Raw genomic sequence first — 15,750 nt, 5'->3', positions numbered from 1 at the left:
CGTGGCGATCTTCCTCACCGAGAACAGCAAGGTCATCGTCCAGGGGCTCACCGGCTCCGAGGGCCGCAAGCACAGCCAGCGGATGCTCACCTCCGGCACGAAGATCGTCGGCGGCGTCACCCCCGGCAAGGGCGGCCAGAGCGTGGAGCTCACCGGCGCGGACGGCTCGCCCGTGCAGGTGCCGGTGTTCGGCTCCGTCGGCGAGGCCGTGGAGGCCACCGGCGCGGACGTCACGGTCATCTTCGTCCCGGCGAAGTTCACCAAGGCCGCCGTCGTCGAGGCCGTCGACGCCGAGGTCCCCCTCGTCGTGGTCATCACCGAGGGCGTGCCGGTCCACGACTCCGCCGAGTTCTTCGCCTACGCGCAGTCCAAGGGGAAGAGCCGGCTCATCGGCCCGAACTGCCCCGGCCTCATCAGCCCCGGGAAGTCCAACGCGGGCATCATCCCCGCCGACATCACCCCGCCCGGGCGCATCGGGCTGGTGTCGAAGTCGGGAACGCTGACGTACCAGATGATGTACGAGCTGAGCGACATCGGCTTCTCCTCCGCCGTCGGCATCGGCGGTGACCCCGTCATCGGCACCACCCACATCGACGCCCTGGAGGCGTTCCAGGCCGACCCGGAGACGGACGTCATCGTCCTCATCGGCGAGATCGGCGGCGACGCCGAGGAGCGCGCGGCGGCGTACATCAAGGAGAACGTCACCAAGCCGGTCGTCGGCTACGTCGCGGGCTTCACCGCACCGGAGGGCAAGACGATGGGCCACGCCGGTGCCATCGTCTCCGGCTCCGCGGGCACCGCCCAGGCGAAGCAGGAGGCCCTGGAGGCCGCCGGCGTGAAGGTCGGCAAGACGCCGAGCGAGACGGCGCGGCTGGCGCGGGAGATCGTGCAGTCGCTCTGAGCGGGTGCTGACGGACGGGGCGCGGACCACACGGTCCGCGCCCCGTCCGTCGTCCGGCCCGGCCGCCGGTGTGGCGGCCGGTGTGGCCGCCGATGTGGCCGCCGCAGGCGCGTCCTGACCCCTGCCCGCCCGCGCGCGGGGGACGATGGTCCCGATGAGCACCCTCCTGGACTCCCGTGCCCCCCGCCCGGACGGCGCCGCGCCCGTCACGGCCGCCGACCTGCTGCCGCTGCTGCCCGCGGCCGTGCGGGCCGCACTGGGCTCCCTCCTCGTCGTCGTCGCCGCCGCGGTGGTCGCGTGGACGGGGTCGGCGAGCACCGGCGCCCCCCTGTCGGCCGCGGTGCGCGTCGGCGCCGACCTGTGGCTGCTCGCGCACGGCTGCGACCTGCTGGTGGCCGGCGGGCGGGTCGGGGTCGTGCCCCTGGGCCTGACCCTGCTCGCGGCCGCCACGTGCGTGCGGCAGGTGCGCCGCTGGAGCGAGGAGCAGCTCGCCGCGGAACGGCCCCTGCCGTGGGGCAGGGCCGCCGCGGTGTTCGCGGGCGGCTACGCCCTCGTGACGGCCGTGGTGGCGCTGGTGTCCCGGATGCCCGGCGCGGGTGTCGACCTGCCGCCCGCGCCCCTCGGCGGTGCGGCGCTGGCCGGGCTGGTGTTGCTCGGGTGCGCGGTGCGCTGGGACCCGTGGATCGTGGAGGCCGCCCCGCCGTGGCTGCGGCGGTGCCTGCGCCCGGCCGCCACGGCGACCGCGCTGCTGCTGGGCGCCGGGGCGCTCGTCGTGGCGGTGGCCCTGGTCGTGGCGCACGAGCGGGTGCTGCTGCTGCACGGGTCGCTGTCCCCGGGCCTGCTCGGGGGGTTGCTGCTGACCGCTGCGCAGGTGCTGCTGCTGCCGGACCTGGTGGTGTGGGCGCTGGCGTGGCTGGCCGGGCCGGGGTTCGCCGTGGGCACCGGCACCGCCGTCACCCCCGCCGTCGCCGAGGTGGGTGCCCTGCCGGCGCTGCCGGTGCTGGGTGCGGTGCCGGAGCCGGGCGCGCTGCCGACGGTGCTGCTGGCCGTCGTGGTGGTCCCGGCGCTGGTCGGTGCGGTGGTCGGCCTGCTGGGTGCCGCGCGCTCGGGCGGGGAGGTGCCCGCCCTGCCGCAGCGGCTGGGCACGGCCGGTGGGACCGGGTTGCTCGTCGCCGCGGTCGTGGCGGCGCTGGCCTGGGCGGCGAGCGGTCCCGCGGGGCCCGGCCGGATGGCCGAGGTGGGGCCGCAGCCGCTGCTCACGGGGTTCGTCACCGGCGCGGGCGTGGCCGTGGGGATGCTGTTGGCGGTGGGGCTGACGGCCGCGCTGGCCGGGGCGCGCCCCGGCGGTGAGCACGTCCCGCACCGGCTGACCCGGCCGCTGCCCGCCGGGACCATCAGCGGCCGCGGCCGGGTGCACGAGGGGCCCGGGCAGAGCGCCCCGCAGGCGCCGGACGCGGGGCTGCGGCGGCGGTGGGCTGCGGCGTGGTCGCGCCGGGGCCGCGGCGGGGGACCGGCGCAGCCCTGACCGCGGCCGGGCGCCCCGCCGGACGGTGGCCGGGCGCCCCGCCGGACGGTGGCCGGGCGCCCCGCCGGACGCCCCGCCGGACGGCGCCGGACCGTGGACAGCGCCGGTGGTCGCGAGCACACTCGTCCGGTGGGCCTCTACGCGCGCGAACTCCGGCCGCGCCTGCTCGACGCCACGATGCACACCGAGGCGATGACCGGGGCCCGGGTGCGTGCCTGCGCGGGTCTGGCCGGGGACGTCCTGGAGATCGGCTACGGCTCCGGCCGCAACCAGCCGCACCTGCCGCGGCAGGTGCGCGGCGTCTGGGCGGTCGAGCCCTCCGCCACCGCCCTGGCGCTGTCCGCGCAGCGCCGCGCCGCCTCACCCGTGCCGGTGGTGGTGGCGGGTGGGGACGCCCGGGACCTGCCGTTCCCGGACGACCGTTTCGACGCGGCGCTGTCGACGTGGACGCTGTGCGGCATCCCCGACCCGGACCGCGTGCTGCGGGAGGTGGCGCGGGTGCTGAAGCCGGGTGCGACCCTGCGGTTCGTGGAGCACGGGCTGGCTCCCGACGAGCCCGTCGCCCGCTGGCAGCGGCGGTTCAGCGGCGTCAACCGGCACCTTGCGGGCTGTGTCCTGGACCTGGACGTGCGGGCCCTGCTGGAGGGCTCACCCCTGACCGTCCTCGACCTGGAGACCTTCTACGAGGAGGGCGCCCCGAAGGTCCCGGGGTTCACCTACGCCGGGTCGGCCGCGGCCTGAGACCCGAGCCGGGTCCCGTCGTCGGGGGCCCGTGGCCCGGAACCCGTGGCCCGGACTCGTGGCCCGTGGCCGGGGCGGACGCCGGTGTGCGCCCGCCCCGGGCACCCGGTGTGCACGGCCCGGCCCCGCAGCGGGCCGTGCACGGGGTGCTGCCTCAGGCCGAGCGGTCGGGCTGCTGCGACCAGTCGCCCGCGATGACGGCGAACTCCGTGCCGTTCGGGTCGGTCAGGACGGCCATGCGGCCGTACGGGGTCGTCTCGGCCGGCATGACGACCTTGCCGCCGAGCCGTTCGGCGGTCGCGACCGCGGCGTCGGTGTCCTCGACGCCGAAGTACACCAGCCAGCCGCTGCCCTGCCCGGGGGTGTCGGGGCCGGCCGGCCCGATGCCGCCGAGGAAGACGCCCTCGGCCTCACCGGGCTGCGTGAAGGTGGTGTACCCCTCGAAACCCTCCATCGGCTGGAACGTCCAGCCGAAGACGCTGCCGTAGAAGGCGCGGGCGGCGTCCGGGTCGCTGCTGCGCAGGTCCTCCCACGTCAGACCGCCCGGCTCGTTCACGAGGGAGGCGCCGATGTGCTGTCCGGCCTGCCACAGGCCGAACTGGCTGCCGGTGGGGTCCTGGGCGATGGCCATGCGGCCGAAGGGGCCGACGTCGCCCGGCTCCACGAGCACGGTCCCGCCGGCCGCCGTGACGGCGGCGGCCGTGGCGTCGACGTCGTCGGTGGCGATGTAGAGGTTCCACCAGAAGGTGTCGGAGGTGGCCGGGGCGATGCCGGCGGCGGCGTTGCCACCGCGGTGGGCGCTGACGTAGCCGCCGTACTCCTCCCCGCCGTCCTCGACCTCCCAGCCCAGGACGTCGGCGTAGAAGCGGGAGTCGGTCGGGGGGTCGGGGGTGCCGAGGTCGATCCAGCACGGCACGCCGGTGGGCCAGGGCTTGGTTCGGATGCTCATGGCGGTACTGAAGCGCACGCCACCGACACCGTCGAGGCCATGTGCACGGAACCGGCGTGATCGCCACCCGGGCGTTCCCCGCTCGAGGCCCGGTCGAGGCCCCCCGGCCACTATCGTTGGCACACGTGCCGCTCCCCGCCGAGTCCAGCGCCCCCGACGACAGCACGACCGTCCCTGCCGGGGCGGGTCGTCCCTTCCGGGTGGTCGTCCTCGTCTCCGGGTCCGGCACCACCCTCCAGGCCCTCCTGGACGCCACCACCGGCCCCGCCGCCGCGACCCTGCCCGGCACGCTGCCGCCGGCCGCCCGGCCCGTGCAGGTCGTCGCCGTCGGATCGGACAAGCCCGCCGCGCAGGGCCTCGCGCGCGCCGCCGCCGCGGGGGTCACCACCTTCGTCGTCCCGCCCGCGGAACACCCCGACCGCGCCGCCTGGGACGCCGCGCTGGCCTCCGCCGTCGCGGACTTCGAGCCCGACCTCGTCGTGCTCGCCGGGTTCATGCGCATCCTCGGGGCGCCGTTCCTGCAGGTCTTCGGCGGGCGCGTCCTCAACACCCACCCCGCGCTGCTGCCCTCGTTCCCCGGCGCCCACGGCGTGCGCGACGCCCTCGCCCACGGCGTGCGCGTCACGGGCTGCACCGTGCACCTCGTCGACGACGGCGTCGACACCGGCCCCGTCGTGGCCCAGGCCGCGGTGGACGTCCTCGACGGCGACGACGAGGACACCCTGCACGAGCGCATCAAGGAGCAGGAGCGCCGCCTCCTGGTCGAGGTCGTCGGCCGCATGGCCCGCGGCTGGTCCGTCACCGGAAGGAAGGTTCGTCTCGCGTGAGCACAGCACCTGGAGCAGCACAGGCACCGGAAGCGGCCCCGCAGGAGCGCCACCCGCTCCGCCGCGCCCTCATCAGCGTCTACGACAAGACCGGTCTGGAGGAGCTGGCCACCGGCCTGCACGCCGCCGGCGTCGCGATCGTCTCCACCGGCTCCACCGCCGCGCGCATCGCCGAGGCCGGGGTGCCCGTCACCCCGGTGGAGGAGCTCACCGGGTTCCCCGAGTGCCTCGACGGGCGCGTGAAGACCCTGCACCCCAAGGTGCACGCCGGCATCCTCGCCGACCTGCGCCTGCCCGAGCACGCCGCGCAGCTCGCCGAGCTGGGCGTGGAGCCGTTCGACCTCGTCGTCGTCAACCTCTACCCCTTCCGCGAGACCGTCGCCGCCGGTGCCGGGCGCGAGGAGGTCGTCGAGCAGATCGACATCGGCGGCCCCTCCATGGTCCGCGCCGCCGCGAAGAACCACCCGAGCGTCGCGGTCGTCGTGAACCCCGCCGCCTACCCCGACGTGCTCGCCGCCGTCGCGGCCGGGGGTTTCACCCTCGCCGCGCGCCGCCTGCTCGCCGCCGCCGCGTTCGCGCACACCGCCGCCTACGACACCGCCGTGGCCACCTGGTGCGCCCAGGAGCTCGTGGCGGACGCCACCACCGCGCAGCCGCACTGGCCCGCGTTCGCCGGGAACTCCCTCGTCCTCGGCGACGTCCTGCGCTACGGGGAGAACCCCCACCAGGCCGCCGCCCTGTACGTCGACCCCGACGCCCCCGCCGGCATCGCCCAGGCCACGCAGCTGCACGGCAAGGCCATGTCGTACAACAACTACGTCGACGCCGACGCCGCCGTGCGCGCCGCGTTCGACCTCACCGGGCCCGCGGTCGCGATCGTCAAGCACGCCAACCCCTGCGGCATCGCCCTCGGCAGCGACGTCGCCGACGCCCACGCGAAGGCCCACGCCTGCGACCCGGTGTCCGCCTTCGGCGGGATCGTCGCCGCCAACCGCCCCGTGACCGCCGCGATGGCCCGGCAGGTCGCCGAGGTGTTCACCGAGGTCGTCGTCGCGCCCGCCTTCGAGCCGGAGGCCCTGGAGGTCCTGCAGGGCAAGAAGAACGTGCGCCTGCTCCAGCTGCCGGAGGGTTTCCGCCGCGACGAGCTGGAGTGGCGGCAGGTCTCCGGCGGCGTCCTCGTCCAGGGCACCGACCGCCTCGACGCCGTCGCCGACCGCGGTGAGGCCGGCGACGGCCCCGGTGGTGACGACCCCTCGACCTGGCAGCTCGTCGCCGGGGAGCCCGCCGACGCCGCGACCCTCGCGGACCTGGAGTTCGCCTGGCGCGCGGTGCGCGCGGTGCGCTCCAACGCGGTCCTGCTGGCCAAGGACGGCGCGAGCGTGGGTGTGGGCATGGGGCAGGTGAACCGGGTGGACTCCTGCCACCTCGCGGTGTCCCGCGCGGGCGGGGATCGCGCACGCGGATCCGTCGCCGCCTCCGACGCGTTCTTCCCGTTCGCCGACGGCGCGCAGATCCTCCTCGACGCCGGGGTGCGCGCCATCGTCCAGCCCGGTGGTTCCGTCCGCGACGGCGAGGTCGTCGAGGCCGCCCGCGCGGCCGGCGTCACGATGTACCTGACGGGCGCGCGGCACTTCGCGCACTGACGTCCACCGACCGGCACCGGTCCGCAGCGACCGGCGCCGTCCCGACCGGACGCCCCCGCCGCACCGGCGGGGGCGTCCGCCGTCCCACCCCGAGGAGTTCCGAGTGGAGATCGTCCGCGACGACCTGGCCGGACCCGCGATCGCGGAGTTCCTCACCGAGCACCTGCAGGACATGCGGTCCGTCTCGCCCCCGGAGAGCGTCCACGCCCTCGACCTCGACGCGCTGCGCCGCCCCGACGTGACGTTCTGGACGGTGCTCGACGCCTCCGGCGCCGTCGCCGGGTGCGCGGCCCTGAAGGAGCTCGACCCCGCCCACGGCGAGGTGAAGTCCATGCGGGTGGCCCCCGCGCACCGCGGCACCGGCCTCGCGACGCGGCTGCTGGAGCACCTCCTGACCGAGGCCCGCCGCCGCGGCTACCGGCGGATCAGCCTGGAGACCGGCTCGATGGGGTTCTTCGCCCCCGCCCGCGCCCTGTACGCCCGGCACGGTTTCACCGCGTGCGGCCCGTTCGGCTCCTACCGCGAGGACCCGCACAGCGTGTTCATGACCCGGGAGCTGTGAGCTCCCCGCCCGTCGCGGCCCCTACTGCGCCGTTCCCGTCGCGGTCCCTACTGCTCTGTTCCCGTCGCGGTCCCTACTGCTCTATTCCCGTCGCCGCCGGGCGCGCCGGGTCGTTCGACCACTGCGACCACGAGCCCGGGTACAGCGCCGCGTCGATCCCGGCGGCGGCGAGCTGCGCGACGGCCAGGCTCGCGAACACCCCGGAGCCGCAGTACGCCGCGACCGGGACCCCGGGCGCGGCGCCCAGCGCGGTGAGCCGCTCCCGCACCTGCGCGCCCGGCAGCAGGAGCCCGTCCGGGCCGGTCAGCGTGCCCGGCGGCAGGTTCCGCGCGCCCGGCACGTGCCCGGCGCGGGGGTCCACCGGCTCGCTCTCCCCGCGGTAGCGCTCCGCCGCCCGGGCGTCCAGGAGCAGCCCGTCCCGCGCCAGGGCCGCGGCCCCGTCCGCGTCGAGCACCGGCATCCGCCCGGAGCCGAGCACGACGTCACCGGGCTCGGGCACCACCTCGCCCGCCTCCAGGGGCAGCCCCGCCGCCTGCCACGCGCCGAGCCCGCCGTCGAGGACCCGGACCGCGTCCCAGCCCGCCCAGCGCAGCACCCACCACGCCCGTGCCGCCGCCGCGCCGCCGGAGTCGTCGTACGCCACGACCTGCGCCCCCGCGCGCAGCCCCCACCTGCGGGCGGCGCGCTGCAGGTCCGCCGCCCCGGGCAGCGGGTGCCGCCCGGCCCGCGGCGACGGCGGTGCGGACAGCTCCGCGTCCAGGTCCACGAACACCGCACCGGGCAGGTGCCCGGCGCGGTGGTGCTCGCGGCCGTGCGGGTCCCCGAGGCGCCAGCGCACGTCCAGCAGCACGAGCGGGGCCGCGGAGTCCAGCAGGCGCCGCAGTTCCGCGACGCTCACGAACGGGCCGGCCTGCGCGTCGGTCATGGCGTCATCGTGGCACCGGCGCCCCACGGCGTCGCGGGCACCCCGGGGTGCCGGCACCCGCCGTGTCGCTCCGTCCCCGCCCACACCCGGAGACGGGCGGGCTGGGGGCTGCCGCTGCCCGCCCACACCCGGAGATGGGCGGGCTGGGGGCTGCTGCTGCCTGCCCAAATCTGGAGATGGGCGGGGTGGGGGGTGCTGCTGCCCGCCCAAACCTGGAGATGGGCGGGCTGGGGGCTGCTGCTGCCCGCCCAAATCTGGAGATGGGCGGGGTGGGGGGTGCCGCTGCCCGCCCAAACCCGGAGATGGGCGGGCTGGGGGGTGTCCGGGAGCGCCCAAACCCGGAGATGGGCGGGCTCGGGGCGCGCCTCACAGCGTCGCGGTGACCCCGGCGGTGAACGTGCGGCTGCGGCCGGGCTCCAGGGGCGCGGCGGCGGACGGCGCCTCCGCCGGGGCCAGGGCGACCGAGCGGCGCCGGTCCCGCCCCAGGGTGTCGCCCGTCGACACCCGCAGAACCCCCGGCGCCTGCCACAGCGTGAGCGAGCGCCCACCGGCCCGGTGCCGCAGCGTGGTCCGCACCCGCCCGTCCGCGTCCACCCGCAGGTCCCCGTAGCAGGTGTCCAGCCGCACCCCCCGCAGGCTGCGGGACGTGCGCAGGTCCGGCGCCGGCCCGCCGCCGGTCTCCCCACCCGTGTCCGCGCCGGTTCCCCCGCCGGTGTCCGGGGGCAGCACCGAGGCCGCCGGGACCCGCAGCTCCAGCTCGTCGGCGCCCGGCGCCCCGAGCCGGAACCACGGGTGCCACCCGCAGCGCCACGGCGCGGGGGAGGTCCCGGCGTTGCGGCCGGTGACGGCCACGTCGATCCCCGAGGCGGTGACCGTGTAGTCGACCGTGACGTCGACCTCGTGCGGCCAGGCGGCCCGCGGGCCCGTCGCGCCCGCCGCGAACGTCAGGTGCGCCGCGCCCGCACCCGCGCTGCAGCTGCGCACCTCGAACTCCGCCGTGCGCACCAGGCCGTACCCGCGGGACCAGCCCGCGCCGGTGCAGGGCGCGACGACGGCGCCGCGCGCACCGTCCTGCGCGCGCAGCTCCGCCGCGCCGAGGTAGCCGTCCACGAGGTCCAGCCGCTCGTCCCCGTGCCCGCGCACCCAGCGCAGCAGGGTCGCCCCGAGGCAGCTGACGACGACGTGCACGCCCTCCTCGGCGTTGTGCACCTCCACGGTGCCGTGGCCGCCGAAACGGCCCCGCTGGATCTCGAAACCCGGCACGGCGAGCCCCAGGGGTCCCGGGCGGGGGTGGGGGCGTCAGCCCTGCTCCGGGGGTTCCATCGCCCCGGTCATGATCGCCACCGCGTCGGACATCGAGATGCTCCGCGGGTCCACCACGGCCTTGCGGCGGCCGAGGCGCTGGATGTGGATGCGGTCGGCCACCTCGAAGACGTGGGGCATGTTGTGGCTGATGAGGATCACCGGCAGGCCGCGCTCGCGCACGCGCAGGATCAGGTCCAGCACCGCGCGGGACTCCCGCACGCCGAGGGCGGCGGTGGGCTCGTCCATGATGACGACCCGGCTGCCGAAGGCGGCGGCCCGCGCCACCGCGACGGCCTGCCGCTGCCCGCCGGAGAGCGTCTCCACCGCCTGCCCGGGGTTCTGGATGGTCATCACGCCGAGGTCGTCGAGGTGCCGCTTGGCCTCCTCACGCATGCCCTTGCGGTCCATCATCCGCAGCACCGACCCCAGCGGGCCCGGGCGGCGGCGCTCCCGCCCGAGGAACAGGTTCGCCGCGATGTCCAGGGACGGCGCGACCGCGAGCGTCTGGTGGACGGTCTCGATCCCGGCGTTGCGGGCGTCGATGGGGGTGCTGAAGGAGACGGCCTCCCCGTCGAGGCGGATCTCGCCCTCGTCGGGCACCAGGGCACCGGACAGGGCCTTGATGAGGCTGGACTTGCCGGCCCCGTTGTCGCCGATGACGGCGAGGATCTCCCCGGGCAGCAGTTCCAGGTCCGCCCCCGCGAGGGCGGTGACCCGGCCGTAGCGCTTGACAAGGCCGCGGGCCTGCAGGATCGGCGCGGGAGCCGGCCCGGCGGGTTCCGGAGCGGTCCGCTCCACCAGGCTCATGCCTTCACCTTCCGGATCCACTGGTCGAGGGAGACGGCCACGATGACGAGCGCGCCGACGGCCACGGTCGTCCAGAGGGCGTCCACCCCCGCGAGGACGAGGCCGTTGCGGAACACCCCGACGATGAGCGCGCCGACGAGGGTCCCGACGATGGCGCCCCGGCCGCCGAACAGGCTGGTGCCGCCGATGACGACGGCGGTGATGGAGTCGAGGTTGGTGTCCTGCCCGACCTGCGGGCTGGCCGAGGCCAGGCGGCCGATGAGGATCCACGCCCCCAGTGCGTAGATCGCCCCGGCGACGGCGTAAACGCTCAGCAGGACCCGGGGGGTGCGGATGCCCGACAGCCGCGCGGCCTCGGCGTCGTCACCGGTGGCGTAGACGTGCCGGCCCCACGCGGTGGAGCGCAGCACGAACGCCATGACGGCGACGAGGAGCACCATCATGACCGAGCCGTAGGTGACGTTCGTGCCGCCGACCCGGAAGAACTGCCCCGTCCACGTGAGCAGGTCCGGGATGTCGCTGCCGCGGATCGTGGCGCTGCCGGAGTACCAGAGGTTGAGGCCGAAGAAGACGCTGAGCGTGCCGAGGGTGGCGATGAACGGGGGGAGTTTCAGGCGGGTGATGAGCAGGCCGTTGACGAGACCGCACAGGGTGCCCAGCACGAACCCCAGGAGCAGGGCCAGCGGCCCGGGGACGTCGTGGTCGACGGCGACCTTGGCCATCACGATCGAGGAGAGCACCATGATGGCGCCGCAGGACAGGTCGATGCCCGCGGTGAGGATGACGATGGTCTGGCCGACCGCGATGGTCCCCACCACCGCGGTCTGCTGGAGGATGAGCGCGATGTTCGAGGGCTGCAGGAACCGGTCGGAGAGCAGCGAGAACAGCAGGACCGCCAGCAGCAGGACCGCGGCGGGACCGAGCACGGCGTGGGAGTGCAGCAGGTGCTGGAGCCGGGCGAGCGGGCTGTCGTCGACGTGCTCGGCCAGCGGGCTCCCGGCGGTGTGGTCCGCGTCGAGGGTGCTCGCCACGGTCAGCCCCAGCAGTTCTCGAGGCCGAACGCGGTGTCCTCGGACTCCACCCCGTCCATCGGCTGGTCGGTGATGAGGGTGACGCCCGTGTCGACGAAGTCCTTGCCCTCGGTGTTCTGCGGTTTGGTGCCGTCCTTCGCGAACTTCGCGACGGCCTCCACGCCCATCTGGGCCATCTTCAGGGGGTACTGCTGGGAGGTGGCGCCGATGACGCCCTCCTTGACGTCCTCCACGCCGGGACAGCCGCCGTCGACGGAGACGATGGTCACGTCCTTCTCCTTGCCCGCGGCCTTGAGCGCCTCGTACGCGCCCGCGGCGGCGGGCTCGTTGATGGTGTAGACGAGGTTGATGGCGGGGTCCTTCTGCAGGAGGTTCTCCATGGCGGTGCGGCCGCCCTCGGGGTCGCCGTCGGTGACGTCGTGCCCGACGATCCGCGGGTCGGACTCGTCCCCGATCTTCGTCTTGTCCTCGACGTCGATGCCGAAGCCCTCCAGGAAACCCTGGTCGCGCTGGTAGTCGACGGTGACCCCGTTGGGGTTGAGGTCGAGCAGGGCGATCCTCGCCTCCTTGCCCTCCTTCTCGAACTTCGCCTTCGCCCAGCGGCCGATGAGCAGGCCGGCCTGGTAGTTGTCCGTCGCGAAGGTGGCGTCGGCGGCGTCGGCGGGTTCGAGCTGGTTGTCGAGGGCGACGACGAGGAGCCCGGCCGCGCGGGCCTTGTCCACCGAGGGGACGATGGCCTTGGAGTCGTTGGGGGTGAGCAGGATCCCCTTGGCGCCGGCGCCGATGAGGTTCTCGATGGCGTCGACCTGCGACTGGTTGTCGCCGTCCTTCTTCCCCGCGAAGGACTGCAGCTGCACCCCCTGCTCGCCGGCGGCCTGCGTCGCGCCCTCCTTCATCTTGACGAAGAAGGGGTTCGTGTCGGTCTTGGTGACGAGACCGACGAGGGCCTCGTCACCGTCGCCGCCGCCGGTCGCGGTGCCGCTGTCGCCGCCGCAGGCGGTGAGCACGAGGACGGGCACCGCCAGCAGCGCGACGGCCGCCCTGCGGCGCCGGGTGGACGGCGAGGAGCCGGGGAACGGGGGGACGGGGAGGGACATCGTGTGCTCCTGTCGCTCAGACATCGTTGACGTAGCGAGCTCCCGCCGGGGCGGGTGGAACGTGGTGCGGTCCGGCACGCCGGTCGGCCGGGAACCCTGCCGGCGGACGCACGCCGGGACGACACCGTTGACGTTAACCTCGTCGGCAGGGCAGCGGAAGGGGCCGTTACCCACTCTTGACCCCAGGTGCGAGGTGCCGGTGGACGCGGTGAGGCGGCAGCGGCGCTCCGAGCCGACCATGCGCGACGTCGCCGCGATGGCCGGGGTCAGCATCAAGACGGTCTCCCGCGTCATCAACGACGAGCCGGGCGCCGGGGCCGAGGTCGCCCGGCGGGTCCTGGAGGCCGCCGCCAGCCTCGGCTACCGACCCAACCTCTCGGCCAGCAGCCTGCGCCGCGCCGACGGGCGCAGCACCACCCTCGGCGTGGTCGTGGAGGACCTGTCCAACCCCTTCGACGCCGCCCTGCTGCGCGCCGTGGAGGCCCGCGCCCTGGAGAGCGGGTTCCTGGTGTTCGCCGGCAGCGACGAGGACGACCCGCAGCGGCAGGGCGAGATCCTCTCCGCGCTGGCCTCCCGCCGCGTCGACGGGCTCATCGCCATGCCCCTGGCGGGGCACCGGCCCGGGGACCCCGACCACCTGCACGCCGAGCACCGGCGCGGCATGCCCGTGGTCCTGGTGGACCGGCCCCCGGCGTTCGGCGGCACCGACTGCGTCACCACCACCAACCGCGACGCGAGCCGGGAGGTGGTGCTGCGACTCGCCGCGCTCGGGCACCGCCGGATCGCCCACCTCGGGGACCGCCCGACGCTGTGGACGGTGCAGGAGCGGTACGCCGGCTACGCGGAGGGGCTGCGCCAGGCGGGCCTGCCGCTGCAGGAGGGTCTCGTGCGCACCGGCCTGCGCGGGCCGGACGCGGCGGAGGCGGCCGTGGCGGAGCTGCTGCAGCTGGCCGAGCCGCCGACCGCGGTGTTCGCCGCGCAGAACCTGCTGACCGTGGGCGCGGTGCGGGCCCTGCAGCGCAGGGGCGCGGAGCACCGGGTGGCGCTGGTCGGTTTCGACGACGTCCCGCTGGCGGACCTGCTGCGCCCCGCCGTCACCGTCGTGCGGCAGGACCTGCCCGCCATGGGGCGGGCCGCGGCCGACCTCGTCCTGGCCCGCATCGAGGGGGACACCTCCCCGCCCCGGCACGTCACCATCCCGGCCACGATGGTGCGCCGCGGCTCCGGGGAGATCCCGCCGCCGGGGCGCTGAGCGCGGCGGGGCCGGGCCGCGGCGCGCGCCGGTAACCTGCACCGGCGCGCCGCGCGGCGCGCACCCCGCGACACGGGAGGAGCACCACCGGTGCCCACGGGCAGGGCAGGTCCGGACGGAGCCCGGCCGGGGGAGGGGCACCCGGGCGCCCGCCACGTCCACGACGAGGTGCCCCCGGGTGACGGGGTGCTGTACGGGGTCCTCGCCGGGGTGGTGCTCGCCCTCGTCGTCACCGTCGCGGCCGGGCCCCGGGCCGGTGGTGTGGTGCTGGGGGCCGACCTGCTCGTCGCAGCCGTGCTGCGCCTGGTCCTGCCCGTCCGCGTCGCCGGCGCCTTGGCGGTGCGCTCCCGCGGTGTGGACGTCGTGGTGCTGCTGGCGCTGGCGGCGGCGTGCGCCGGGCTGGCGTGGGTGGTGCCGACCACGGCCTGACGCCGGCACCACCCGCGCCGCGCGTCAGCCGAGCAGTCCCAGCTCCCGCACCGCCTCGCGCTCCCCGGCGAGCTCGGCGACGCTCGCGTCGATCCGCGCGCGGGAGGCGGCGTCCACCGCCAGGCCCTGCACGATGCTCCACGACCCGCCGGCCGTCGTGACGGGGAACGAGGACACCAGGCCCTCCGGCACGCCGTAGGAGCCGTCGGAGACCACGGCCATGGACGTCCAGGTGCCCTCGGCGGTCCCGTGGACCCAGTCGCGGACGTGGTCGACGGCGGCGCTGGCGGCGCTGGCCGCGCTCGAGGCGCCCCGCGCCTCGATGATCGCCGCGCCGCGCTGCTGCACGGTGGGGATGAAGTGCCCGCCCACCCACTCCGGGTCGCCCACGGCCTCCAGCGCCGGGCGGCCCGCGACGGTCGCGGCGGTGAGGTCGGGGTACTGCGTCGCGGAGTGGTTGCCCCACACCGTGACCCCGGAGATCTGCGCCACGGGCGTCCCGGTCCGCCGGGCGAGCTGGGCCACGGCGCGGTTGTGGTCCAGCCGGGTCATGGCGGTGAAGCGCTCCGCGGGCACGCCGGAGGCGTTGGACAGGGCGATGAGCGCGTTGGTGTTCGCGGGGTTGCCCACGACGAGGACCTTCACGTCGTCCGCGGCGGCCTCGGCGAGGGCACGGCCCTGGGTCGTGAAGATGGCGCCGTTGGCCGCCAGCAGGTCCTTGCGCTCCATGCCCTTCGTGCGGGGCCGGGACCCCACGAGCAGCGCGACGTTCGCGCCCTCGAACGCCACCCGCGCGTCGTCGCTGATGTCCACGCCGGCCAGCAGCGGGAACGCGCAGTCGTCCAGCTCCATCGCCACGCCCTCGGCGGCGCCGAGCGCGGGGGTGATCTCCAGCAGCCGCAGGCGCACGGGGGTGTCCGGCCCGAGCATCGCGCCGGAGGCGATGCGGAACAGCAGGCTGTACCCGATCTGCCCGGCGGCACCGGTCACGGTGACGGTCACCGGGGTCGTGCGTGCGGCTGCGTCTGTCACAGGGGTCCTCCAGCGCTCGGCGGGTGCCGGCCCGGTCGGCGCGGCACCGGCGGCACGCTAACCCGTGCCCGCACCGCTCCCGCGCCACCCCGCCCGGTTTGCACCCTCCCGCACGCGCGGCGACGCTGGGGAGCGCCGGCGGGTACCCGCCCGCACCCGTCCCGGAGGGAGCCCCCGCATGCGGTCCACCCCCGGCGAGGCCGGTCCCGACGGGCTGCGGGCCGCGTTCCGCCGCGCCGCGAGCAGCGTCTGGGTGGTCACCGCCGCGGCCGCCGGCGAGCCCGCCGGGTTCACCGCCATCTCCGTGACCTCCGTCTCCGCCGACCCGCCGCTGCTGTCGTTCAACGTGGGCGCGACGTCCTCGACGCTGGCCGTACTGCGGGCGGGCGGGCGCTACGCGGTGCACCTGCTCGCCGCGGACCAGGAGGCCCTCGCCCGGCGCTTCGCCGGACCGGCGGCGGAGCGCTTCGCGGACCCCTCCTCCTGGGGGTGGGGCGAGGACGGGCTGCCCGAGCTCGCCGGCACCGCGGCCCGGGTGGCGGGCCGGGTCACCACCCTGACCCCCGCCGGGGACAGCGTCGTCGTCGTGGGGGACGTGCGGGACGTCGCCGTCGGCGGCGCCGCGCCGCTGGTGCACCACGACCGCGCCTACGGCTCCTTCCTGCCCGCCGGCCCCGGCCGGCACCTGCGGGTCGCCGCGCCTTGAGGGCCGCTGCGGCGGACG

16 protein-coding genes are annotated in these 15,750 nt (G+C 76.1%); 9 read left to right on the top strand and 7 right to left on the bottom strand.

The window, feature by feature from the left end:
- Position 1: 1 nt before the first annotated feature.
- The 3 genes from sucD (at position 2) to ACYQBY_RS15580 (ending at position 3,167) form a co-directional block, all read left to right on the top strand.
- Positions 2-901 carry a succinate--CoA ligase subunit alpha gene (sucD, locus tag ACYQBY_RS15590; protein ID WP_459644794.1) on the top strand — a complete coding sequence of 300 codons (900 nt, stop codon included), beginning with the start codon at positions 2-4 and terminating at the stop codon, positions 899-901.
- A gap of 154 nt (positions 902-1,055) precedes the next feature.
- On the top strand, positions 1,056-2,426 hold the full coding sequence (locus ACYQBY_RS15585) for a cell division protein PerM (RefSeq protein ID WP_459644793.1): 1,371 nt from the start codon (positions 1,056-1,058) through the stop codon (positions 2,424-2,426).
- A 129-nt stretch (positions 2,427-2,555) separates the two neighbouring features.
- Positions 2,556-3,167: a class I SAM-dependent methyltransferase gene (locus ACYQBY_RS15580; protein WP_459644792.1), complete on the top strand. Its 612-nt coding sequence runs from the start codon at positions 2,556-2,558 to the stop codon at positions 3,165-3,167.
- 154 nt (positions 3,168-3,321) lie between these two features.
- On the opposite strand, the gene ACYQBY_RS15575 is transcribed toward ACYQBY_RS15580, so the two are convergent.
- Complete coding sequence (locus tag ACYQBY_RS15575; protein ID WP_459644791.1) at positions 3,322-4,116, bottom strand: VOC family protein; 795 nt, start codon at positions 4,114-4,116, stop codon at positions 3,322-3,324.
- A 125-nt stretch (positions 4,117-4,241) separates the two neighbouring features.
- Between ACYQBY_RS15575 and purN the strand changes: the two genes are divergently transcribed.
- From purN to ACYQBY_RS15560, 3 genes are all read left to right on the top strand, one after another.
- Positions 4,242-4,943 carry a phosphoribosylglycinamide formyltransferase gene (purN, locus tag ACYQBY_RS15570; RefSeq protein WP_459644790.1) on the top strand — a complete coding sequence of 234 codons (702 nt, stop codon included), beginning with the start codon at positions 4,242-4,244 and terminating at the stop codon, positions 4,941-4,943.
- Positions 4,940-6,586: a bifunctional phosphoribosylaminoimidazolecarboxamide formyltransferase/IMP cyclohydrolase gene (gene purH, locus ACYQBY_RS15565; RefSeq protein WP_459644789.1), complete on the top strand. Its 1,647-nt coding sequence runs from the start codon at positions 4,940-4,942 to the stop codon at positions 6,584-6,586. Before purN ends, purH begins: the two co-directional genes overlap by 4 nt.
- A 109-nt stretch (positions 6,587-6,695) precedes the next feature.
- Positions 6,696-7,148 carry a GNAT family N-acetyltransferase gene (locus ACYQBY_RS15560; RefSeq protein WP_459645102.1) on the top strand — a complete coding sequence of 151 codons (453 nt, stop codon included), beginning with the start codon at positions 6,696-6,698 and terminating at the stop codon, positions 7,146-7,148.
- 73 nt (positions 7,149-7,221) lie between these two features.
- Here ACYQBY_RS15560 and ACYQBY_RS15555 read toward each other — a convergent pair whose 3' ends face one another.
- The 5 genes from ACYQBY_RS15555 to ACYQBY_RS15535 form a co-directional block, all read right to left on the bottom strand.
- A complete protein-coding gene (locus tag ACYQBY_RS15555) occupies positions 7,222-8,073 on the bottom strand; it encodes a sulfurtransferase (RefSeq protein ID WP_459644788.1) in 852 nt (283 codons plus the stop codon).
- Between the two features lie 366 nt (positions 8,074-8,439).
- Positions 8,440-9,336: an aldose epimerase family protein gene (locus ACYQBY_RS15550; RefSeq protein ID WP_459644787.1), complete on the bottom strand. Its 897-nt coding sequence runs from the start codon at positions 9,334-9,336 to the stop codon at positions 8,440-8,442.
- Between the two features lie 36 nt (positions 9,337-9,372).
- The gene (locus ACYQBY_RS15545; protein WP_459644786.1) at positions 9,373-10,185 is read right to left on the bottom strand and encodes an ATP-binding cassette domain-containing protein; all 813 of its coding nucleotides are present in this window, start codon (positions 10,183-10,185) and stop codon (positions 9,373-9,375) included.
- The gene (locus ACYQBY_RS15540) at positions 10,182-11,216 is read right to left on the bottom strand and encodes an ABC transporter permease (RefSeq protein WP_459644785.1); all 1,035 of its coding nucleotides are present in this window, start codon (positions 11,214-11,216) and stop codon (positions 10,182-10,184) included. The genes ACYQBY_RS15545 and ACYQBY_RS15540 overlap by 4 nt, the downstream gene beginning before the upstream one ends.
- 2 nt (positions 11,217-11,218) lie before the next feature.
- Complete coding sequence (locus tag ACYQBY_RS15535) at positions 11,219-12,313, bottom strand: substrate-binding domain-containing protein (protein ID WP_459644784.1); 1,095 nt, start codon at positions 12,311-12,313, stop codon at positions 11,219-11,221.
- A gap of 199 nt (positions 12,314-12,512) precedes the next feature.
- Here ACYQBY_RS15535 and ACYQBY_RS15530 point away from each other — a divergent pair, with 199 nt between their 5' ends.
- Together ACYQBY_RS15530 and ACYQBY_RS15525 are read left to right on the top strand one after the other, a co-directional pair.
- Positions 12,513-13,565: a LacI family DNA-binding transcriptional regulator gene (locus ACYQBY_RS15530; protein ID WP_459644783.1), complete on the top strand. Its 1,053-nt coding sequence runs from the start codon at positions 12,513-12,515 to the stop codon at positions 13,563-13,565.
- A 90-nt stretch (positions 13,566-13,655) separates the two neighbouring features.
- Positions 13,656-13,994, top strand: a complete 339-nt coding sequence (locus tag ACYQBY_RS15525) for a DUF3017 domain-containing protein (RefSeq protein WP_459644782.1) — start codon at positions 13,656-13,658, stop codon at positions 13,992-13,994.
- Between the two features lie 24 nt (positions 13,995-14,018).
- Here the strand turns inward: ACYQBY_RS15525 and ACYQBY_RS15520 are convergent, their stop codons facing one another.
- On the bottom strand, positions 14,019-15,026 hold the full coding sequence (locus ACYQBY_RS15520; protein WP_459644781.1) for a malate dehydrogenase: 1,008 nt from the start codon (positions 15,024-15,026) through the stop codon (positions 14,019-14,021).
- A 178-nt stretch (positions 15,027-15,204) separates the two neighbouring features.
- Between ACYQBY_RS15520 and ACYQBY_RS15515 the strand changes: the two genes are divergently transcribed.
- Positions 15,205-15,732, top strand: coding sequence for a flavin reductase family protein (locus ACYQBY_RS15515; RefSeq protein WP_459644780.1), 528 nt, complete (start codon positions 15,205-15,207; stop codon positions 15,730-15,732).
- The last annotated feature ends 18 nt before the right edge of the window (positions 15,733-15,750 follow it).

It is taken from the genome of Kineococcus anabasis (genome assembly GCF_054590795.1).
This window is presented reverse-complemented; position numbering and strand designations above follow the sequence as displayed.